Origin of the sequence: Rhizobium sp. C4, assembly GCF_021026315.1 — a bacterium.
Classification (GTDB): Bacteria; Pseudomonadota; Alphaproteobacteria; order Rhizobiales; family Rhizobiaceae; genus Ensifer_A.
Map to the genome: position 1 here is coordinate 241,837 of NZ_JAJNCX010000003.1, position 20,350 is coordinate 262,186.

The following is a 20,350-nucleotide window of genomic DNA, read 5'->3' on the forward strand; positions in this document are numbered from 1 at the left end:
TTCAAACCGTGCCCCAACGTCACGATGTAACGGGCGCGGCAACGGAGCGGACGTCTCTATATTTCGAGTTGATTTTGCTCAGCACGACCGTGTCACGAGTCTCGATTTCGTAGAAAGTGCTATCGATCGCCCGTATGATCAGCCATGTCTCGTCCGATTGCTCTTCTATCGAGCCGATGAACTCACCCCAGATCACTTGATGTGTGTTCTCGGCCAAGCCCCGTAAGTCAGAGCCGGAAATCCGCGCGTCTCTTTGAGCTAAGGCGTCAAGCTCGCTCCTGGCGGCACCAGTGGTTTCAAACCATTCATAACCATCAGATGACTTGACGGTCGAAATCGTCCAGTTGGCCTGCAATGATTGCGGAGCCAAAAGCTGCAGCAATTCCTTCAGGTCCGGTACAAGGACGTGCTCTTTCAAATCGTGTATCCTGACCGTTACCATGGGTGCTCCTTTCAGCCCTCAGTTCGCAGCGTCTGTGAAGCTTTGTCAACAAAGCATCCGGCTACGTCCGGCACCTCACGAAACAAGGCATCAAGCGGCCTGACGTTCTCCTGCGAGCCGTTTCAAGTCTTGCATCGCATTTCGGCCGCCGGTATCGAAGACGGGAGTAAGGACGGGTCACATGCAGGCAGTTGGAAGTGTCGAAATGACAAGCGCACGCGTTGCAAAGCCGGGTGAGGGCCGTTTGCTGCGCTTCGCTGCCATACTGGTTGCGCTTGCCGCCGTGCTCCCCATCATCGCCATCATCTGGATAGCGCTCTCGGGCAGTTTCGGCGCATGGCCGCATCTGATCCAGAATGTCATTCCCCGTTCGGCGACGACAACGGCGACGCTGCTGATCGAGGTCTGCGCCTGCACATTGATCACCGGCGTGGCGACCGCCTGGCTGACATCGACCTGCGAGTTTCCATTTCGCCGGACACTGACCGTGGCCCTTGTTCTGCCGCTCGCCATGCCGGCCTATCTTTCGGCCTATGCCTTCGGCGAGTTCTTCGACTATAGCGGCCCGCTGCAATCTGCCATCCGCGCGCTGACCGGCCTGCGTTCCGCCCGTGATTACTGGTCGCCGGATATCCGCACGACGACGGGGGCGGCCTTCGTGCTCGGCTCGGTGCTTTACCCTTATGTGTTTCTCACAGCCCGCTCCATGTTCCTCATGCAGGGGCGCAATGCGGCGGAAGTGGCACGTACGCTGGGTGCTGGGCCGCTGCGAACCTTCTTCCGCGTGCAATTGCCCATGGCGCGGCCGGCCATCGTTGTCGGCCTGACGCTGGTCATCATGGAAACGCTGAACGATATCGGCGCGGTCGAATATCTGGGCGTCAAGACGCTGACCTTCTCGATCTACGAAACATGGCTCAACCGCAACGATCTGGCCGGTGCGGCGCAGATCGCGCTGGTCATGCTGGCGATCGTCATCCTGCTTGCCTTCATCGAACGTCGGGCCCGCGGCCGCCAGCGGTTTGCCGGCTCCAAGCCGGCCTCTGCGCAGAATGTTACGCGGATTGCGCTGAAAGGCCCGGCAAGAGCGCTGGCGGTTATCATCTGCGCCCTGCCGCCGCTGGCCGGCTTTTTCATTCCGGCCTGGGTGATGGCGGGTTATGCGGTCAAGCGGCTGGATACCTTCGCCTCGCCGGAGCTTTTGTCTGCGCTCGGTCACACTGTCATCGTGTCCGCCGGTGCTGCGGTTGTCGCCACCATGGCCGGTTTCCTGCTTGCCTATTCGGTTCGGCATGGTGGAACGCGCCTGGCACGCGGCGCCAACCGGTTCGCCGCCTTCGGCTATGGCGTACCCGGCACGGTGATGGCGATCGGCGTATTGATCCCGCTCGCCGCCTTCGACAATGCACTGTCCTCGGCAACCAAGTCCATGTTCGGCGTTTCCGCCGGCCTTCTGCTCTCCGGCACCGGCTTTGCCATTGTCTATGCCAGCGCGGTGCGGTTTCTCACCATGGCGGAGGGCAATGTCGCGGCCGGTTTCGACAAACTCTCGCCCAATCTCGACTGGGCCGCCCGAACGCTCGGCCGCACACGGGGCGGGGCGCTGCGCGAAGTGCTCCTGCCGATGATGCGACCGGCGACCCTGACGGCAGCGCTCCTCGTCTTCATCGAGACCTCAAAGGAACTCTCCGCCACGATCCTGCTGCGCCCGTTCAATTTCAACACGCTGGCAACGCTGGTCTACGAAGACGCCTCCCGCTCCCAGGTTGCCGCCGCCTCCGTGCCCTCGGTGATCATCATCCTGGCGGGGCTCGTGCCGGTGATTGTCGTGTCGCGGTTGTTGGATCGGGGACGGTAGGGAAGAGGCACGTTTATTGGCCGTTGGGCCGGCCAATATGATTCAGCGGCCCCCGGCCATTCATGCCTTGCGCTTCGCGTTCCTCTTGCCAGTCTGTTTTGAGACCAAGCCCCTTCCCGCGTTCAGCCGCGTCTTGTCCGATTTTGCGAATTTCCGGCCACTTTGTCTCGAAAAACTCGATCAACATACGCTCGTTCCTTCGTGATAAAGTTTATCATGCAGGAAAGCGCCTCCAAAAGGAATGAAGAACAAGGCGGCGGTCTGTGCCGCCTTGTTCCTTGGTCTCTTGTCAGCTCTTCAGCTCATCCAGCCCGGCAAACAGGTCCAGCGCTTCCGGATTGGCGAGCGCTTCCTTGTTCTTCACCGGACGGCCATGGACCACTTCGCGGACGGCGAGTTCGACGATCTTGCCGGATTTCGTGCGTGGAATATCGGCGACCTGGATCACCTTGGCCGGGACGTGGCGCGGCGAGGCGCCGGTGCGGATCTTGGTCTTGATCTTCTTGATCAGCTCCTCGTCAAACGCCACGCCTTCAGCGGTGCGCACGAAGAGAATGACGCGCACGTCGTCGTCCCAATCCTGCCCGATGCAGATCGCCTCAATGATTTCGGGAAGCTGCTCGACCTGATTATAGATTTCCGCCGTGCCGATGCGCACGCCGCCCGGATTGAGCGTGGCGTCCGAACGCCCGTGAATGACGAGGCCGCCATGCGCGGTCCATTCGGCAAAGTCGCCATGGCACCAGATATTGTCGAAACGCTCGAAGTAGGCGGCCTTGTACTTGGCCCCGCCTTCGTCGTTCCAGAACATCACCGGCATGGAGGGGAAGGCCTTGGTGCAGACCAGTTCGCCCTTCTCGCCCTTCACCGGCTTGCCATCATCGTTCCAGACATCGACGGCCATGCCGAGGCCCGGGCCCTGGATTTCGCCTTCCCAGACGGCCTTGACCGGATTGCCCAGCACGAAGCAGGAGACGATATCCGTGCCGCCGGAAATGGAGGCCAGGTGCACGTCGGACTTGATGCCTTCATAGACGAAGTCGAAGCCTTCCGGAGACAGCGGCGAGCCGGTCGAGGTGAGAAGCCGGAGGCTTGAAAGATCATGCGTGTCCTTCGGAACGAAGCCACCCTTGCGCACGGCGTCGATGTATTTCGCCGAGGTGCCGAAGACCGCGAACTTTTCATCCTGCGCGAAGTCGAACAGCACATTGCCATCCGGATAGAAGGGCGAGCCGTCGAAAAGGCAGAGCGTTGCGCCAATGGCTAGACCTGAAGCCAGCCAGTTCCACATCATCCAGCCGCAGGTGGTGAAGTAGAAGAGCTTGTCGCCCTTCTTGAGGCAGCAATGGAAGGCCTGTTCCTTCAGATGCTGGATCAGCGTGCCGCCGGCCGAATGCACGATGCATTTCGGAACGCCGGTCGTGCCGGAGGAGAAGAGAATATAGACCGGATGCGCGAAGGGCATCCGCGTGAATTCCACCGGCTTGGCCGCGTAAGGGGCGATGAAGGCGTCGAGCGTGCGGCCATCGGAAAGCGATGAGGCCAGTGCATCCGCATCGCCGGCATAGTGGACGACGAGAACCGGGACATTCAGCTTGGCCGAAACGGTGCGCACCTTGTCGGCGACATCCTGCTTCTTGCCATTATACCAATAGGCGTCGCAGGCAATGAACAGCTTCGGGCCGATCTGGCCGAAACGGTCAAGCACGCCCTGTTCGCCGAAATCGGGCGAGCACGACGACCAGATGGCGCCAAGCGAGGTGACGGCCAGCATCAGCGCATAGGTTTCCGGCATGTTCGGCATCATCGCCGCCACGCGGTCGCCAGCGCCAATGCCCATGGCGCTCATGGCCTGCTGAAGCCGGGAGACGATCTGGTGCAGTTCATCCCAGGTCCAGCGATAGGACACCTTGTCTTCGCCGCGGAAGACAAGCGCGTCGCCCTTGCCCTTTTCCTTCAGCAGGTTCTCTGCAAAGTTCAGTTTCGCCTCGGGGAAGAAGCGCGCGTCGAGCATGTGGCCATCATCGGAAAGCGCGGTTGCGCCCTTTTCACCGATCACGCCGCAATAGTCCCACACGGCATCCCAGAAGGGGCCGCGTTCGGTCATCGACCACTGATGAAAGCTGTCATAGTCGGAGAAAGACGATCCTGTGCGCGTCTCGCAGAAGCGCATGAATTCCGTCATCGGGCTGGCTGCGATCTGTTCGGGGGATGGTTGCCAGAGCGGAAGTTCGGTTGCCATATCATTCCTCCATATAACTTCGCCGCTTTTAAATCATGTTGCATTGCGGAAATAAAGAGCTCTCCGTGGCTCCGATACGCCGATATTTGCATTCCGCACGCCAAGGGTTTATCCCCTTCTGCCATTCGCCTGCACAAGTCTGGGCGGAACGAGTATTCGAGTATGCCCACTCTGTCCCTTGAACGATTGCAGCACGTCCGGTCCCTCCTGCGCGCCGTCCTGACATGGCGGATCGCGGTACTGGCGGCCATCGTTATCGTGGCTTTTGCGGGCGGACAGAGGCTTCTCGGCTCGCTTTTCGTGTCGGCCGGAATGGTGCGCCAGCAGATCCATGAGGCTGTGCTACGCCAGACGGGCCTCGAATTCCTGGTCAAGGGCGAGACATCGGTTTCGTTCTGGCCGTCCCCCGTCATCACGCTGCAGAATGTCGATGTGGTGAAGTCTGGCCCCGGCAGTACCGAAACCGTCTTCCACGCCGATGCCATTTCCGGCCGCTTCGATGTCGTTTCCGCCTTGTCCGGAAACCCGCAGTTCGGCTCCGTCATGCTGACGCGTCCCGTCTTCAATGTGACGCGCAGCACGGCCGGCACTTTCGCCTGGCAGAGCCCGGGCGGACGCAAGGTCGAAGGTCACTCGAGCCTCGACGATCTGCACCTGGGCCGCATCAAGCTGGTTGGGGGCACATTCGAATTCCGCCAGCAGGATGGCCCTCAGGCGAAGTTCGAGGACCTCACCGGCTCGTTTGAGTTTTCCACGCTCTCGAGAGCACTCTCCTTCGATCTGAGCGCCGAGGCCGCCGACCGTTCGCTGACGCTATCCGGTTCGTTGTCCGATCCCGCGACGCTGATGTCCGGAGACAATTCCGGCCTGACCTTCAAGCTTGTTTCGGATGATATCGACGCGAGCTTTTCCGGCACCGCCAATATCGGCGAGCAGAGCTTCGTCAACGGTTCGCTCGACGCGTCGGCCTCCGATCTCGGCTCCGCCGCCAGCTGGTTCGGCCTGAATTACCCGGTCCTTGACAAGCTGAAGGTCGTCGACCTCAAGGCATCGCTGGCATCCGAGGGGATGAAGTTCACCTTCTCCGACCTTCGGCTGCAGTTGCCGAACTCTCAGGCGACCGGCATCGTTTCGGCGGGCTGGACCAAGCGCGGCGTTCCGCCATTCTTTTCCGGAACCCTCGCATTCGACAGTTTCGACGCAGGCGCCTTCGTGACCGCCTTCGTGCCTTCCGCGCTGAACCTTCGCGACATGCCGCTGAAGTTCGACACCTCGTTCCTGCGCGACTTCCAGGTCGATTTGCGTCTCTCCGCCAACAAGGCCGCCTTTGGCACCGTGACAATTGCCGAGATGGCAGCGGGCGTCCGCATTGTTGACGGCCACGCCTCCTTTGCCATCGCGTCGGGACAACTTGCCAACGGCAATATCTCGGCTGAAGTGTCGGTTGGCGAGGATCGCGAAAAAGGCCCCCTCTGCAAACTTCTCGTCCAGGCGCGCAATGTCGATCTGGGCACCATTCCCGGCATTCTAGGCCTTTCAGGGCCATGGCCGCAGGCGACCGGAAACCTGGAGCTTGATGTGCGCTCGAGATGGCCGCTCGCGCCGACCGGACAGACAGAGACCAGCGGCGCCATCAAGGTGACGGGCGGCGCCGGCAAGCTCGTCGGTTTCGATCCTGCCGTTTTCCGCGAACTGGCCTCGCAGAAGCGCTTCTTCGACCTCTCGCTCGCCTCCGCCACGCCGCTGCGTTTCGACAGCTTCCAGTTGGCCGCCGTTGTCGACAACGGCATTGCCGAGCTCAATACCGCAAGCTTCAAGAGCGCGTCGGGCAATCTCGACCTCACGGGCGTCATTCCCTACAAGAACAACAGCCTGGCCGTCTCCGGAACTCTGGGGCCGCCGGCCGGGTCGACAGCCCCTGCAACAAGGTTCTTTGCCGGTGGCGCCTGGCCGAATATTCTCATCTCGCCATTCTCGGCGGTCATTTCCGGCCAATAAGGCAGCCTTACCGTTTTGTCATTTGTGTGCGCTGCACAATGGTGCTAGCAATTGTTCAGCTTTTGACAATTGCAATGAGAACGCGTTCCAGTGTCCATCCTCTCAGACAAGAAGATCATTGTTTTTCAAGGCGGCGGCGCTTTGGGCGCCTATCAGGCGGGTGCTTATGAAGCACTGCACGAAGCCGGCATTCGGCCTGAATGGATCGCGGGCATTTCCATCGGCGCGATCAATTCTGCCATCGTTGCCGGCAGTCCGGAAGAAAAGCGGGTCGAGAACCTGCGGCGCTTCTGGGAGCTGGTGACCTCCGGTCCCCGCACCATCCCGATCGGCGAGGAGCCGCTGCTGCGCCGCTTCTTCAATGAGTTTTCCGCCTCCATGGCTGCCACCGTTGGCGTCAACGGCTTCTACAAGCCGCAAATGCCGAACCTCGTCTCGCTGATGAGCGGCCGCGCCCCGATGGCCTTCTACGACACGTCGCCGCTGATCAAGACGCTGGAGACCTTGGTCGACTTCGACCTGATCAATCGCGGCCCCACACGGCTCAGCGTCGGTGCCGTCGAGATCGAAACCGCCAACTTCCGCTATTTCGACAGCGCCCAGCTGAAGAACCGCGGCGGCATCAATGCGCTCCACGTTGCCGCCTCCGGTGCCCTGCCGCCGGGCTTCCCGCCGGTCGAGATCGAAGGCAAGCATTATTGGGATGGCGGCCTCGTCTCCAACACGCCGCTGCAATGGATCATGGATCGCCGCGATCACCGGGAGGACATCTGCGTCTTCCAGGTCGACCTGTTCAGTGCGTCCGGCCATATGCCGCAGGACATGCTGGAGGCCTCCGCCCGCGAAAAGGAAATCCGCTTCTCCAGCCGCACGCGTCTCAACACCCAGATTGCCCGCGAGCAGGAGAAGATGCGCAAGGCGCTGAAGCGTGTACTGGCGAAAGTGCCGTCGGAACTCTCCGACGATCCCGACGTTCAATATCTGCTTGGCGAGCAGGACGGTGGCGGCACCACGGTCGTGCATCTCATCTATCGCCGACGGGACTACGAAACCAGCACGATGGACTACGAGTTCTCGCGCATCACCATGGAAGACCATTGGCGCGCCGGCTACGACGATGTGAAGGAAACGCTGGCCTGTGGTCAGTGGATCAATCGTCGCATCCCCGACGACGGCTTCAAGACCATCGACCGCCGTCGCATCGCCAACGGCAAATAACCGCAGCAATTCCAGCAAGACTGCGTCGCGGTTTTGCGCCCGGAATTGCGGAAGCAAAGACGTTCCACACAAGGGAGCATTACGATGAATATGAAGGACAAGGTTTGCATCGTCACCGGTTCGGCTGGTGGCATCGGGTATGCGATTGCCAAGCGCTATGTCGCTGCAGGCGCGAAGGTCGTGATTGCCGACCTCAAGGCCGACGCGGCTGAAAAGGCTGCATCCGAACTCAAGGCACTCGGCCCCGGCGACGCCTTTGCTGTTGAAATGGACGTGACCAGCGAAGAGGCGGTCAACGCCGGTGTTGCCGCCACAATCGCAAAATGGGGCCGCGTCGACGTTCTCGTCTCCAATGCCGGCATCCAGATCGTCAACAAGATCGAGGACTTCGCCTTTGCCGACTGGAAGAAGATGCTCGCCATCCATCTCGACGGCGCGTTTCTGACGACGAAGGCCTGCATGCCGCATATGAAGGCACAGAAGGGCGGCGCGATCATCTATATGGGCTCGGTCCACTCCAAGGAGGCCTCGCCTCTGAAGTCGGCCTATGTGACGGCCAAGCACGGCCTGCTCGGCCTTGCCCGCGTGGTCGCCAAGGAAGGCGGCAAGTTTGGCGTCCGCGCCAATGTCATCTGCCCCGGCTTCGTCCGCACCCCGCTCGTCGAGAAGCAGATCCCGGAACAGGCCAAGGAGCTTGGGATTTCCGAGGAGGAAGTCGTCTCGAAGGTCATGCTCGGCCAGACGGTCGATGCGGAATTCACCACCGTCGAGGATATCGCCGAAGTGGCCTATTTCTTCGCCGGATTCGAGACCAATGCACTGACAGGACAATCCATCGTCGCCAGCCATGGCTGGTACATGGAATAGTCGGTTCTGAGGTCATTTTGCGACCGTCACAATTTTGCCCGGGATCACGTTAACAAAAGTTAATGGAGATGAGGAGCAAGATCATGACATCGCAGAATGTGAACCAGGAAGTGATCGACGCCTATTACGAATATACGCATCTGACGCTCGATCGTAGCAAATTTGCCGATAAACTCCGCGAGATGGCAAAGACCGAGGCCAAGCTTCGGTCTTTCCAGTTGGAACGGGATTGGGCAAGCCTGCGCACGGACGCTGAAGCCAAGCGTCCGCAGTAACGGAGAGATACCGGCAGCGGCGCGGACGGGGAGGAACGTCATCTCCTCGCATTCTGCGCCATTGGTCTGTGGTTGACATTGATCAATGCGGCATGGGCATCGGTCAACTCTTATGGGGCTCAATTCAGCCCCAAGGAGCTATCGATGTCGATGACCATGAAAGCTGCGGTCGTTCGCGACTTCAAATCCCCGCTTGTGATCGAGGAAATGCCCGTGCCCACGCCGGGCGAGGGCCAGATCCTCGTCAAGTTCGAGGCGACAGGCGTCTGCCACACCGACCTGCATGCCGCCCGTGGCGACTGGCCGGTCAAGCCCAATCCGCCCTTCATTCCGGGCCATGAAGGCGTCGGCTTCGTGGCTGCACTTGGCAAGGGCGTGACCCGCGTCAAGGAAGGCGATCGTGTCGGGGTGCCATGGCTGCACACCGCCTGCGGTTACTGCCCGCATTGCCGCACCGGCTGGGAAACGCTCTGCGGCGCCCAGAAAAATACCGGCTATTCGGTCAATGGCAGCTTCGCCCAATATGGCCTCGCTGATCCTGACTATGTCGGCGTGCTGCCCTCCACGCTGGAATTCGGCCCCGCCGCCCCCATCCTGTGCGCCGGCGTGACGGTCTACAAGGGCCTCAAGGAAACGGAAGTGAAGCCCGGCGAATGGGTCCTCATCTCCGGTATTGGCGGTCTTGGCCACATGGCCGTGCAATATGCCAAGGCCATGGGCATGCATGTCGCCGCTGCCGATATCTTCCCCGAAAAGTTGGCGCTTGCAAAGAAGCTCGGCGCAGATGTCACCATCGATGCACGCGATGAAAAGGCCGTCGCGGCCTTCCAGTCGCATGGCGTTCACGGCGCACTCGTCACCGCCGTTTCGCCCAAGGCGATGGAGCAGGCCTTCCATATGCTCCGCTCGCACGGCACCATGGCGCTGGTCGGCCTGCCGCCGGGCTTCATCAGCCTGCCGGTTTTCGATACGGTGCTGAAGCGCATCACCGTGCGCGGCTCCATTGTCGGCACCCGGCAGGATCTCGAAGAGTCGCTGGAATTTGCCGGCGAGGGCAAGGTTGCGGCGCATTTCTCCTGGGACAAGCTGGAGAATATCAACGCCATCTTCGAGACGATGGAAAAGGGCGGCATTGATGGCCGCATTGTCCTCGACATGCATTGATTGCTCGAAAAATCTTCAAGCCGCGCAGGTCGGAAACGATCTGCGCGGCTTTTGTTTGAAAAGCCGGCTCACGATTTTGTGTTTTGCCGCCACCGGTCCATCGGGTCACGATGTTCGTAAGGGCTTTCAGGGGGAGGGAGCCCGGGGGCGCCATCCATCGATCCCAAGGAGACCGACGTCATGACGAAACCCGAGAATAATCCGAAGGTCACGCAAGCGATGATCAATGCGTATGACGAATATACGCATCTGACGCTCGATCGCCGCGACTTCATGCGCAAGCTGACCGCTCTGACAGGCTCTGCCGCAACTGCCGCCGCCGTCGCGCCGCTGCTCGCCGCCAATCAGGCAAAGGCCGAAATGGTCGCCCCGGACGATGCCCGCGTAAAGGCCGAAGACGTGACCTTTGCGGGCGCAACCGGCGAGATCAAGGCCTACAAGGTCCGCCCCGCCAATGCGACAGGCAAGCTGCCCGCCGTCATCGTCATTCATGAAAACCGTGGGCTGAACCCACATATCAAGGACATTGCACGCCGCATTGCGCTGGAAGGCTTCGAGGCGCTCGCCCCCGATTATCTCTCGCCCGCCGGCGGTACGCCCACGGATGAGGATAAGGCGCGCGAGATGATCTCCGCGCTGAAGCCCGAGGACGCAACCGCCAACTCTGTCGCTGCCGTGAAATATCTCGAAAGCGCGCCCGACACGACCGGCAAGGTCGGTGCGATCGGCTTCTGCTGGGGCGGCGGTCTCGCCAACCAGACGGCGGTCAATGCGCCGGACCTCAAGGCGGCGGTCGCCTATTACGGCGCGCAGCCGAAATTCGAGGACGTGCCGAAGATCAAGGCCGCACTCCTCCTCCACTATGCGGGGCTCGATGAGCGCATTAATGCGGGTATCGATGCCTATAAGAAGGCGCTGACCGACTCCGGCAAGGACTTCCAGATCTTCGTCTACGATGGCGTCAACCACGCCTTCAACAACGATACGTCTGCTGCGCGCTACAACAAGCAGGCCGCCGATCTCGCCTGGAGCCGGACAATCGCCTTCCTGAAGCAGAAGCTGGCTTAGCCCCGCCCGCTGATCATTCTTTTCGCGATCACGCAACAAATGTCACCGCAGCCCATTAATTCTCGGCAATGTGCTGCGGTGCAACATTTTGCGGCCTTCTTTGCTCCGGACATTGAAGGCGGAAGATTTGTGAAAGAACGAAGGAATTTGCCATGAAGATCAGCGATGTGAAGAAAAACGCCTTTGCCATGCCGCTCACCAACCCGTCCTATCCGCCGGGTCCCTACAGGTTCGTCAACCGCGAATTCCTCGTCATCACCTATCGCACCGACCCGGCGGCACTCGCCCGCGTCCTGCCCGAACCGCTGACCTTCGACGAGCCGCTGGTGAAATACGAATTCATCCGCATGCCGGATTCCACCGGCTTTGGCGACTACACCGAATCCGGGCAGGTCATCCCCTGCAAGCTCAATGGCGTGGCCGGCGGCTATGTCCACTCGATGTTTTTGAATGACGATGCGCCGATTGCCGGCGGCCGCGAAATCTGGGGCTTCCCGAAGAAGCTCGCAGACCCGTCGCTTTCGGTGGTGAAAGACACGCTTGTCGGCACGCTCGATTATTCCGGCCAGCGCATCGCCACCGCCACGATGGGCTACAAGCACCGCGGGCTGGACCTCGACAAGGTCCGCGAGAGCCTGCTTGCGCCCAATTTCATGCTCAAGATCATCCCGCATGTCGATTGCACGCCGCGCATCTGCGAACTGGTGCGCTATTATCTTGAAGATCTGACGGTTAAGGGCGCGTGGGAAGGGCCGGGCGCCCTGGCGCTGTTCCCGCACGCGCTGGCCGATGTAGCGGCCCTGCCGGTTCTGGAGATCAAGTCGGCGGTCCATATCCTCACCGACCTGACGCTGGGTCTCGGCGAAGTCGTGTACGACTATATGGCCGATTGATCCACACGGGGCCGATGTCTTAGGCGCGCTCGGCGGTCTCTCCGCCGAGCAGGGTTTCCGCCGCCCGGTTGCAGACCGATCCGAAGGCCTCGAAATCCTTGCGCCGCATCGCGCTGCCCTTGCGCCAGATCAGGCCGATCTCCCGATAGGGCTGCGGCTCGGCCATGCGCACGACGCGCATGCGGTTGCGATCCGCCTCGTCCTTCACCGCGATTTCCGGGATCAGCGTGATCCCCATGCCATGGCTCACCATTTGCAACAGCGTCGTCATCGAGGTTGCGCCGAAATTCGAAACCCGTCGCCCCGAACCTGAGCCGCAGACCGCAAGCGCCTGTTCGCGCAGGCAATGGCCCTCATCCAGAAGCAGAAGCCGCTCGACATCCACCTCATCGACGCTGAGCGGCGACATCAGGATATCGGTTTCATTGTCGGCGCTGGCGACCAGAAAGTGATCGCGGAAGAGGGGGAGGGCTTCCACATTGCCGGCCTCCGCCGGCAGCGCGATCAGCGCGCAATCGAGCCGCCCGGCCTGCAATTCCTCCAGACATTGCCGCGTGATCGCCTCGCGCATTTCGAGGTTCAGATCCGGATAATCCGCTTTCAACAGCGGGATCAGTCGCGGCACGAGATAGGGCGCAACGGTCGGAATGATGCCGAGCCGCAAACGCCCTTCGAGCGTTGCCCGCGCCTGTCGCGCCCGATCATGCAGCCGGTCGACGCTGAAAAGAATCGAGCGGATTTCCGGTAGCAGGCCTTCGCCATCTTCGGTGAGATAGGTGCCGGTCCGCGACCGTTCGACCAGCTTCACACCGAGTGCGGCCTCCATGTCGGCGATCTGGGCGGAGAGCGCCGGCTGGCTGACATTGACCATGTCTGCCGCCTTGCCGAAATGGCCGGTGGTCGCCAGAGCCTCGAAATAACGCATTTGACGGATGGTAATCATCATAAGAAATTCCTATCAAAAATTTCAATAAATACAATTGGAGATTATAGGGAATTGGTGCGAAATTGCCTCCGTGCCCGGCTCTAACCGGCAAAACGAACGTCACTTGAGGGATGGAGGAACGATCGGCTGATCCGCTGAAAGCGGTGGTAGGCACGGTCATTGAGGACGCTGCGCGTCATCATTTTTTCAAAACCCCGCGACAAGATGACCAGATTGATCTGAACACGGAGAACACGTCCATGGACGCGAAGGTCGAAAAAACAGGCAAATGTCCCGTCATGCATGGGACGACGAGCATGAGCATGCGCTCCAACAGCGATTGGTGGCCCAACCAGCTCAACCTTCGCATCCTGCATCAGAATTCCGCGCTGTCCGACCCGCTCGGCAAGGATTTCGACTATGCCAAGGCCTTCAAGTCGGTTGATTACGCGGCGCTGAAGCAGGACCTGACCGCACTGATGACGGACAGCCAGGATTGGTGGCCGGCCGACTATGGTCACTACGGCGGCCTCTTCATCCGTATGGCCTGGCATTCTGCCGGCACCTATCGCACGGGCGATGGCCGCGGGGGCGCCGGCACCGGCCAGCAGCGTTTCGCGCCGCTCAACTCCTGGCCGGATAACGGCAACCTCGACAAGGCCCGCCGCCTCCTGTGGCCGATCAAGAAGAAATACGGCAAGAACATTTCCTGGGCCGACCTGATGATCCTGGCCGGTAACGTCGCGCTGGAATCCATGGGCTTCAAGACCTTCGGTTTCGCCGGCGGCCGCGCCGATGTCTGGGAACCGGAAGAAGACGTCTACTGGGGCGCCGAGACCGAATGGCTCGCCACCAGCGACCATGAACTGTCGCGCTATTCGGGTGATCGCGAGCTGGAAAATCCGCTCGCTGCCGTTCAGATGGGCCTCATCTACGTCAACCCGGAAGGTCCGGATGGCAAGCCTGATCCGCTGGGTTCCGGCCGCGACATCCGCGAAACCTTCGCCCGCATGGCGATGAACGACGAGGAAACCGTGGCACTCACCGCCGGCGGTCACACCTTCGGCAAGACCCATGGTGCGGGCCCCGCCACCCATGTCGGCCCCGAGCCGGAAGCCGCCCCGATGGAAGCTATGGGCTTCGGCTGGCTCTCGACTTATGGCAGCGGCAAGGGCCGCGACACCATCACCTCCGGTATCGAAGGTGCGTGGACGCCGAACCCGATCCAGTGGGATAACGCCTATTTCGACGTCCTGTTCGGCTATGAATGGGAACTGGTGAAGAGCCCGGCTGGTGCCTGGCAGTGGACGCCGAAAGACCTGAAGCCGGAAGATTTCGCGCCCGATCCGGAAACCGGCGAAAAGACCCATCGCATCATCATGACGACGGCCGATATGGCCATGCGTTTCGACCCGATCTACGGACCGATTTCCAAGCGCTTCCATGAAAACCCGGACCAGTTTGCCGACGCCTTTGCCCGCGCCTGGTTCAAGCTGACCCACCGCGACATGGGCCCGAAGGCCCGCTATATCGGCCCGGAAGTCCCGGCTGAAGACCTGATCTGGCAGGACCCGATCCCGGCCGTCAATCACCCGCTGATCGACGCTGCCGACATCAAGGCATTGAAGGCGAAGATCCTCGAAAGCGGTCTGACCGTTTCCGAACTCGTCTACACGGCCTGGTCGTCTGCCTCGACCTTCCGCGGTTCCGACAAGCGCGGCGGCGCCAATGGCGCACGCATCCGTCTTGCTCCGCAGAAGGATTGGGCCGTCAATGAGCCGGCAAAGCTCGCAACCGTGCTCTCCAAGCTCGAAGCCGTTCGCCTGGCCTTCAACGGTTCGGCTGCCGGTGGCAAGCAGGTGTCGCTGGCCGACATCATCGTGCTCGGTGGTGCTGCCGCCGTCGAAAAGGCCGCGCGCGACGCCGGCTTCGACATCGACGTGCCGTTCACACCCGGCCGCACGGATGCGTCGGAAGCACAGACGGATGCCGAATCCTTCCAGTTCCTGGAGCCGCCGGCCGATGGTTTCCGCAACTATCAGAAGACCGCCTACACGATCTCGACGGAAGAGCTCCTGATCGACAAGGCCCAGCTGCTCACGCTGACTGCGCCGGAAATGACGGTTCTCGTCGGTGGCCTGCGCGTTCTCGGTGCCAACTATGGCGGCACCAAGCATGGCGTCTTCACCGACCGCGTCGGCACGCTGACGACGGACTTCTTCGTCAACCTGCTCGACATGAGCACGGCCTGGTTCCCGCAGTCCGAAGCCGCCGACGTCTTCGACGGCCGCGACCGCAAGACCGGCGCGATCAAGTGGACGGCCACCCGCGCCGACCTCGTCTTCGGCTCCAACTCGCAGCTTCGCGCTCTGGCGGAGGTTTACGGTGAATCCGACTCCGGTTCGAAGTTCGTGCAGGACTTCGTCGCCGCCTGGAACAAGGTCATGAACGCGGATCGTTTCGATCTCGTTTGATGGCTTCAAACAAGTCGCAAGGGAAAGGCGGGCGATTGGCCCGCCTTTTCTTGTTTCAGCATTTCCTCAAGGATGGAAACTCTGTCGCGGTTTAACCATCTCAGAGAAATTTCAAGACAAAAGCGCCGATTTCCAGCATAGAGGGACCCGTACGAGCGCGAAGAGACGCGCTTTCTTCCGGGGATCAACCATGAAAATACTTAAAGTGGTAGCGGCTGCTGCACTCGCCGGTGCAATGTCCGCCTCGTCGGCCTTTTCTGCCGGCATGGCATTCAAGATTCATAATAAGTCTGACTATATCATCAATGGTTTCTACATTCAGGGCAGCGATGGCTCGCTCAGCGACAACTGGATGAACTTCGAACTTCATGGCAACGAGACCGCAAACATGAAGTTCGACTATGATGGTGCTTGCGACATCGTCTTCGTTGTTGCATGGGCAGCGACCGACGGCTCCGAGATCAAGGGCGACCCGACCTCGATCGACATCTGCAAGGCCGACAACATCTATTTCGATGGCAAGGAAGCCACCTACGATTGATCCCTCGCATGAGGACGATTGACACGAACGCCGGCCCCGAGGCCGGCGTTCTGCGTCTCAGAGGCCTGGGGTTCAGCGGCGGAGGATCGGGCAGCCCGGGCGGTTGGCGACGACCATGCGGTCCATCCGGTAGCCGCGCCGGCCCTCCAGGATGACCCGGTTCGGCGAGCGCCCGATGACGACGGCGCCACGCAGGCCTGAACGCTCTGCGCGCCAGACGGCCTCGCGGTTCGTGCAGGCGCGGCGTTCCTGCCAATGAGGGCGATGATGACGGTATCCGTCGCGCATCTCGATCTGCACGCCCATGTCACGGGCGGAAGCGATCGAGGGGGCGGCGGCAATGGAGCCAAGGCCGATCAGTGCGGCGAATGCGGCTTTGGTGAAAAGCGAAGTCATGGGCTTCCTCCGGATCTTGTCTTCTGGGTGCTGGAGTTTTCGGGTTCGCGGTAAGTCCGGAAGAACGTTTCCGAACTTGCCTTGATCAATCGCTGGCACAAGCGATTGTTCCGAAAATTAGCACCTGCTGACTGAACCGCAGTCAAACCCGGCATTCACCGTGAGTTCATTACCAGCTTGAACCGGAATTGGCCGCGACAAGATAGGGAAGCTTCGCCGCCGCCTTGAAATCCTCGTTCATCTCGTTGCCGAAGGTGGCAGGCGTGATGTTGTCGAGGCAGGCTGCGATATGGCTGGTAATGGCATTCATCAGCGACGGGGCCACGCCCGGCCGCTTCATGATGCCGATCTGGATCGGCGCGAGCGCCGGGAAACCGTCCTGCTGGCTCAGAACCTTCATGCCCGTCCGCAGCGCCGATTCCGGTTGAACGGAGACGGCCATGCCGGCAAGCACGGCGGCTGCAACGACGGTCGACGACCAGCTCGTGAACAGGATGTGATAATCGCGGCCGATGGAATCGAGTGCCGTGCAGGCCGCCTGCCGCCATTGGCAATCCGTCCGCCCCAGCGCCAGCGGAACGGGCGCATTGTCGGGCAGCGGATGGTTGGCAGAGGCGACCCAGCAAAGCGGCTCCGTCCGGACGACTTCCGAGACGCGGGCGCGCGGATTGTGGGTGACCAGCGCCACGTCCAGCTCGCCGCGCTTCATCTTCTCGGCCAGATCGACGGAGGATTCGCAGATGATGTTGAGCTCGACGCCCGGATTGGTGCGCGCAAACCGGCTGATGATTTCCGGCATGTAGCGGTCTGCATAGTCGTCCGGCGTGCCGATGCGCAGGCTTCCTTCAAGACGATTGTCATCGAAGGCGGCGATCGCTTCGTTATTCAGGCGCAGCATGCGGCGCGCAAAAATGAGCAGCCGTTCGCCCTCGGGGGTCAATTTGTTACCCCGCCCGTCCTTGATGAAGAGCTGTTTGCTCAGGCGCTCTTCCAGGCGGCGCATCTGCATCGAGACCGCAGACTGCGTCTTGAACACGCGATCGGCGGCTTTCGTGAAGCTTCCCGTGTCCACGATCGCTACGAAGGTTTGCAACTGGTCGATATCAAGGGGGGCTGCCATCATCAACTCCATCAAGCTTGTTGATGGTTACCATTAAAAACATTCGATGGACTGATCAATAAAAATTTGCGAGCCTTACCATATGCAAAGGAAAGAGCACTTTTCGCCAAGACCCAAAGGGCGCAAGAGTGTTGTCTCCCGGTCGGCTTTCGCGCGAACCGTCCCTGGGTTCGCGACCGTCACAGACGATCTGCCTCCAGTTTTCCCCGCAGGGTCCCGCCAATAGACCCTGCTGCTTGGCCCGGCCTCGCTCCCTAAGCGGCCGGGCTTTTTTCATGTCCTTCGGTCAGGTCTTCGGCTCGTTGCCGTTGAAGCCCTTCAGATAACCGTCGAAGATCTGCTCCATGCTCTTCTGGTAGGATTTCTGCACTTCCAGACCGCTGTCGAAGAGGGAGCCGACGAGTTCGGAATATTTGGTGAGATCAACCGGCTTTGCCGTTTCCACCGTCTCGGGCTTGGCTTCCGCCTTGGGCGCTTCGGTCTGACCGCCGGGGGGCGTCATGAAGCCCTGCATCATCTTCACGAAGGCGCTGGCACCGAAGGGATCGGCCTGCTGCGGCGTCGGCTTGTTGGCAGCACCACCCATCATCATCTGCATCATCTGGAGGAAGGGGTTGTCGATCGGGTCCGGCTTCTTCGGCTTTGGCTGGAAGCCGGCCGCTTCCATCCACTGCGTCATCGCGCCCATCATCGGGTTGGATGCCGTCCACTGGTCGGTCATTGACTTGTACTGGCCGGTCATTTCCTTGATCAGGCCGCCCGCCATGGCACTGGCCATCGCCGGCATCATCGAGCGCAGCATGTCCTGGCCGACACCGGTCACCTTGGCAGCCTGCTCGGCAATCGCCTTCTGCACATCCACCGGCCCGAAGATCGTGCCCATGAAGTTCTGCCCGTCGGCAATGCCCTGCGGCGAGAAGGCGGCGTTCACATCCTCGAAATACTTGCCGTAATTGCCACTCATCAGCGAGGACATCAGGGTGCTGAGATCATAAGGATTGGCGGCACTGCGCTTCAGCCCGGTCGAAAAGGCCGGTGTGAGGGCAGCCATGGCCTTCGCCATCTGTTCCTGCGCAAGCCCGAACTGCGCCGAAAAGGCTTCCAGCGCCTTCCCGTTTTGAGCCTGCATCATCAAGTCAAACAGCGGCAGCATGCGAATCCCCTTCCATGAGTTGTGGACATCACTATATCGGTGAAATCCTGAAGGAAAACTCCCGAAGCCGCGTTCAGTTGCAATTTAGCTGAAATGAGTCCGCAGCCCTTTCACGAGCGGGAGCAGGGCTGTCGGGCGACAGGCGTCAGTTTTCCATCGGCGCGGACGGCTCTCGAAGCTGCAGCATGTCGATGGCAAACCGCCAGGCGCGCTCGGCAAGCTGCCGGCGCAGTTCCTCAGTCGGTGCAATGAGCGGGCCATTGACCATCGAGATGGCCAGAAGCACGTCGGAGGCCTGCAGATCGCGCCGGCATGTGCCGCTCGCAACCGCACGCGCAACCGGAGCCTCGAAGACCGCCAGAACCCGCTCGATCGACGTCCGGAACGCCTCCGAACCGTGATCGATAGCCTGCCAGTATTCCGTCAGCGGCGCATATTCCAGCGTATGGTCGGCCACCTGCCGGAGCATAATCACGAGCGCGGCCGGATCGTCCTTTAGCATGTCGGCCCTCGCCTCCATGTCCGCCACGCCGCGATCCAGCAAGCCCAGGATCAGGGCGTGACGATCTGCAAAATTGCGAAACAGGGTGGCGCGGCCGACACCGGCGCGCTCGGCAATCAAATCGAGCGGCGCGTTGAGCCCAAGCTCGAGAAAGACTTCCTGCGCGGCTTGCAACAGCTTGTCACGGTTTTGAACTGCATCTGCTCGGCGTCTGGTCATGACATCAGAAATCCCATCAGCCTTCGCTTGTCAAATGCTGCGGGGAGAGGCCCGGCATGCCGCATCACGATCAGTCAGCAAACGCTCTTCGCGGACCACACCACAGCTCGTCTGCCACGAGATTTAGGCGCTTGATCTCTACGGATCGCTTCCTATATGATACTCAGAGTATCACTTAATGTCGAGTTATCCGACAAACCAGGAGGAAATGCACATGTCCGAAGTCCAGAAAATCTTCAACGGCAAGGTCGCCCTTGTCACCGGCGGCGGCAGCGGCATCGGCCGTGCGTCGTCGCTGGGATTTGCCGAACGCGGCGCACAGGTCGTCGTCAGCGATGTCGTGGTGGAGGCAGGCGAAGCAGTCGTCGCGGAAATCCGGGCCGCTGGCGGCGTGGCGCATTTCGTTCGTGCGGATGCCACCCGTGCCGATGAAGTTCGGGAGCTGATTGCATTTGCCGCCGGTCTGACCGGTAAGCTGGACATTGCGCATAACAATGTCGGCTTTGCCTGGGGGCATGGTACCGAAATCTCCGAAGAAGATTGGGACCGCACGGTCGACCTCAGCATGAAGGCACCGTGGCTGTGCATGAAAGAGGAACTGCCGCTCATGGTGGCGCAGGGCGGTGGCGTGATCGTCAACACGGCGTCCATGGCCGGTGTCCGTTATGCCGAAACCGCGAACATTGCCTATTCGGCAGCCAAGGCCGGGGTCGTTCACATGACCCGCTATGCCGCCGTCGCCTATGCCAAGCACAATATCCGCGTGAACTGCGTGTCTCCGGGGCTTGTCCGCACCCCCGCCGTCGACAAGCACCTGAATGCCGAACAGCAGCTGGCACTGGCCGCTGGCTCGCATCCGATTGCTCGGATGATCGAGCCCCGCGAAATTGCCGATGCGGTCATCTGGCTCGCCTCAGACGCGTCTGCCATGGTCACGGGCGACAATGTCTGCGTGGCTGGTGGTCAGCAGGCCGTTTGAAATCGCTTTGCGGGGG

Annotated in this window: 19 protein-coding genes; 11 read left to right on the top strand and 8 right to left on the bottom strand. The window is 60.8% G+C overall.

Going from position 1 to position 20,350, the window contains the following annotated elements; genetic code table 11:
• Positions 1 to 19: 19 nt before the first annotated feature.
• The gene (locus tag LQK84_RS07550) at positions 20 to 442 is read right to left on the bottom strand and encodes a hypothetical protein (protein WP_230828078.1); all 423 of its coding nucleotides are present in this window, start codon (positions 440 to 442) and stop codon (positions 20 to 22) included.
• Positions 443 to 647: 205 nt separating this feature from the next.
• Between LQK84_RS07550 and LQK84_RS07555 the strand changes: the two genes are divergently transcribed.
• Entirely contained in the window at positions 648 to 2,300 is a 1,653-nt protein-coding gene (locus LQK84_RS07555) for an ABC transporter permease (protein WP_230828079.1), read from the top strand.
• A 13-nt stretch (positions 2,301 to 2,313) separates the two neighbouring features.
• Here LQK84_RS07555 and LQK84_RS07560 read toward each other — a convergent pair whose 3' ends face one another.
• Positions 2,314 to 2,487 carry a hypothetical protein gene (locus LQK84_RS07560; protein WP_230828080.1) on the bottom strand — a complete coding sequence of 58 codons (174 nt, stop codon included), beginning with the start codon at positions 2,485 to 2,487 and terminating at the stop codon, positions 2,314 to 2,316.
• A 102-nt stretch (positions 2,488 to 2,589) separates the two neighbouring features.
• Positions 2,590 to 4,542 (bottom strand): acetoacetate--CoA ligase, encoded by a 1,953-nt coding sequence (locus LQK84_RS07565; protein ID WP_230828081.1) that lies wholly within the window; start codon positions 4,540 to 4,542, stop codon positions 2,590 to 2,592.
• Positions 4,543 to 4,704: 162 nt separating this feature from the next.
• On the opposite strand from LQK84_RS07565, the gene LQK84_RS07570 reads away from it, so the two are divergent.
• From LQK84_RS07570 to LQK84_RS07600, 7 genes are all read left to right on the top strand, one after another.
• On the top strand, positions 4,705 to 6,540 hold the full coding sequence (locus LQK84_RS07570) for an AsmA family protein (protein WP_230828082.1): 1,836 nt from the start codon (positions 4,705 to 4,707) through the stop codon (positions 6,538 to 6,540).
• 90 nt (positions 6,541 to 6,630) lie between these two features.
• Positions 6,631 to 7,758 carry a DUF3734 domain-containing protein gene (locus LQK84_RS25230; protein ID WP_230828083.1) on the top strand — a complete coding sequence of 376 codons (1,128 nt, stop codon included), beginning with the start codon at positions 6,631 to 6,633 and terminating at the stop codon, positions 7,756 to 7,758.
• A gap of 84 nt (positions 7,759 to 7,842) precedes the next feature.
• Positions 7,843 to 8,625: a 3-hydroxybutyrate dehydrogenase gene (locus LQK84_RS07580; protein ID WP_230828084.1), complete on the top strand. Its 783-nt coding sequence runs from the start codon at positions 7,843 to 7,845 to the stop codon at positions 8,623 to 8,625.
• Positions 8,626 to 8,708: 83 nt separating this feature from the next.
• On the top strand, positions 8,709 to 8,900 hold the full coding sequence (locus LQK84_RS07585; protein WP_230828085.1) for a hypothetical protein: 192 nt from the start codon (positions 8,709 to 8,711) through the stop codon (positions 8,898 to 8,900).
• A 144-nt stretch (positions 8,901 to 9,044) separates the two neighbouring features.
• Complete coding sequence (locus tag LQK84_RS07590) at positions 9,045 to 10,064, top strand: zinc-dependent alcohol dehydrogenase (protein ID WP_230828086.1); 1,020 nt, start codon at positions 9,045 to 9,047, stop codon at positions 10,062 to 10,064.
• 180 nt (positions 10,065 to 10,244) lie between these two features.
• Entirely contained in the window at positions 10,245 to 11,132 is an 888-nt protein-coding gene (locus LQK84_RS07595; RefSeq protein ID WP_230828087.1) for a dienelactone hydrolase family protein, read from the top strand.
• A 152-nt stretch (positions 11,133 to 11,284) separates the two neighbouring features.
• Positions 11,285 to 12,025, top strand: a complete 741-nt coding sequence (locus tag LQK84_RS07600) for an acetoacetate decarboxylase (protein ID WP_230828088.1) — start codon at positions 11,285 to 11,287, stop codon at positions 12,023 to 12,025.
• 19 nt (positions 12,026 to 12,044) lie between these two features.
• Here the strand turns inward: LQK84_RS07600 and LQK84_RS07605 are convergent, their stop codons facing one another.
• Positions 12,045 to 12,971: a hydrogen peroxide-inducible genes activator gene (locus LQK84_RS07605; protein ID WP_230828089.1), complete on the bottom strand. Its 927-nt coding sequence runs from the start codon at positions 12,969 to 12,971 to the stop codon at positions 12,045 to 12,047.
• Between the two features lie 239 nt (positions 12,972 to 13,210).
• Here LQK84_RS07605 and katG point away from each other — a divergent pair, with 239 nt between their 5' ends.
• On the top strand, positions 13,211 to 15,424 hold the full coding sequence (gene katG / locus LQK84_RS07610; RefSeq protein WP_269071873.1) for a catalase/peroxidase HPI: 2,214 nt from the start codon (positions 13,211 to 13,213) through the stop codon (positions 15,422 to 15,424).
• A 190-nt stretch (positions 15,425 to 15,614) separates the two neighbouring features.
• Positions 15,615 to 15,965, top strand: coding sequence for a hypothetical protein (locus LQK84_RS07615; protein ID WP_230828091.1), 351 nt, complete (start codon positions 15,615 to 15,617; stop codon positions 15,963 to 15,965).
• A gap of 72 nt (positions 15,966 to 16,037) precedes the next feature.
• On the opposite strand, the gene LQK84_RS07620 is transcribed toward LQK84_RS07615, so the two are convergent.
• From LQK84_RS07620 to LQK84_RS07635, 4 genes are all read right to left on the bottom strand, one after another.
• Positions 16,038 to 16,361 (bottom strand): hypothetical protein, encoded by a 324-nt coding sequence (locus LQK84_RS07620; RefSeq protein WP_230828092.1) that lies wholly within the window; start codon positions 16,359 to 16,361, stop codon positions 16,038 to 16,040.
• Positions 16,362 to 16,530: 169 nt separating this feature from the next.
• On the bottom strand, positions 16,531 to 17,481 hold the full coding sequence (locus tag LQK84_RS07625) for a LysR substrate-binding domain-containing protein (protein ID WP_230828093.1): 951 nt from the start codon (positions 17,479 to 17,481) through the stop codon (positions 16,531 to 16,533).
• Positions 17,482 to 17,767: 286 nt separating this feature from the next.
• Positions 17,768 to 18,634: a DUF937 domain-containing protein gene (locus tag LQK84_RS07630; RefSeq protein WP_230828094.1), complete on the bottom strand. Its 867-nt coding sequence runs from the start codon at positions 18,632 to 18,634 to the stop codon at positions 17,768 to 17,770.
• 145 nt (positions 18,635 to 18,779) lie between these two features.
• A complete protein-coding gene (locus LQK84_RS07635; RefSeq protein WP_230828095.1) occupies positions 18,780 to 19,355 on the bottom strand; it encodes a TetR/AcrR family transcriptional regulator in 576 nt (191 codons plus the stop codon).
• 214 nt (positions 19,356 to 19,569) lie between these two features.
• On the opposite strand from LQK84_RS07635, the gene LQK84_RS07640 reads away from it, so the two are divergent.
• Positions 19,570 to 20,334 carry an SDR family NAD(P)-dependent oxidoreductase gene (locus LQK84_RS07640; protein WP_230828096.1) on the top strand — a complete coding sequence of 255 codons (765 nt, stop codon included), beginning with the start codon at positions 19,570 to 19,572 and terminating at the stop codon, positions 20,332 to 20,334.
• Positions 20,335 to 20,350 lie beyond the last annotated feature (16 nt).

Coding starts and splice junctions, on each gene's coding strand:
- LQK84_RS07550 (WP_230828078.1), bottom strand. CDS start 442: ATGGTAACGGTCAGGATACACGATTTGAAAGAGCACGTCCTTGTACCG.
- LQK84_RS07555 (WP_230828079.1), top strand. CDS start 648: ATGACAAGCGCACGCGTTGCAAAGCCGGGTGAGGGCCGTTTGCTGCGC.
- LQK84_RS07560 (WP_230828080.1), bottom strand. CDS start 2,487: ATGTTGATCGAGTTTTTCGAGACAAAGTGGCCGGAAATTCGCAAAATC.
- LQK84_RS07565 (WP_230828081.1), bottom strand. CDS start 4,542: ATGGCAACCGAACTTCCGCTCTGGCAACCATCCCCCGAACAGATCGCA.
- LQK84_RS07570 (WP_230828082.1), top strand. CDS start 4,705: ATGCCCACTCTGTCCCTTGAACGATTGCAGCACGTCCGGTCCCTCCTG.
- LQK84_RS07580 (WP_230828084.1), top strand. CDS start 7,843: ATGAATATGAAGGACAAGGTTTGCATCGTCACCGGTTCGGCTGGTGGC.
- LQK84_RS07585 (WP_230828085.1), top strand. CDS start 8,709: ATGACATCGCAGAATGTGAACCAGGAAGTGATCGACGCCTATTACGAA.
- LQK84_RS07590 (WP_230828086.1), top strand. CDS start 9,045: ATGTCGATGACCATGAAAGCTGCGGTCGTTCGCGACTTCAAATCCCCG.
- LQK84_RS07595 (WP_230828087.1), top strand. CDS start 10,245: ATGACGAAACCCGAGAATAATCCGAAGGTCACGCAAGCGATGATCAAT.
- LQK84_RS07600 (WP_230828088.1), top strand. CDS start 11,285: ATGAAGATCAGCGATGTGAAGAAAAACGCCTTTGCCATGCCGCTCACC.
- LQK84_RS07605 (WP_230828089.1), bottom strand. CDS start 12,971: ATGATGATTACCATCCGTCAAATGCGTTATTTCGAGGCTCTGGCGACC.
- katG (WP_269071873.1), top strand. CDS start 13,211: ATGGACGCGAAGGTCGAAAAAACAGGCAAATGTCCCGTCATGCATGGG.
- LQK84_RS07615 (WP_230828091.1), top strand. CDS start 15,615: ATGAAAATACTTAAAGTGGTAGCGGCTGCTGCACTCGCCGGTGCAATG.
- LQK84_RS07620 (WP_230828092.1), bottom strand. CDS start 16,361: ATGACTTCGCTTTTCACCAAAGCCGCATTCGCCGCACTGATCGGCCTT.
- LQK84_RS07625 (WP_230828093.1), bottom strand. CDS start 17,481: ATGGCAGCCCCCCTTGATATCGACCAGTTGCAAACCTTCGTAGCGATC.
- LQK84_RS07630 (WP_230828094.1), bottom strand. CDS start 18,634: ATGCTGCCGCTGTTTGACTTGATGATGCAGGCTCAAAACGGGAAGGCG.
- LQK84_RS07635 (WP_230828095.1), bottom strand. CDS start 19,355: ATGACCAGACGCCGAGCAGATGCAGTTCAAAACCGTGACAAGCTGTTG.
- LQK84_RS07640 (WP_230828096.1), top strand. CDS start 19,570: ATGTCCGAAGTCCAGAAAATCTTCAACGGCAAGGTCGCCCTTGTCACC.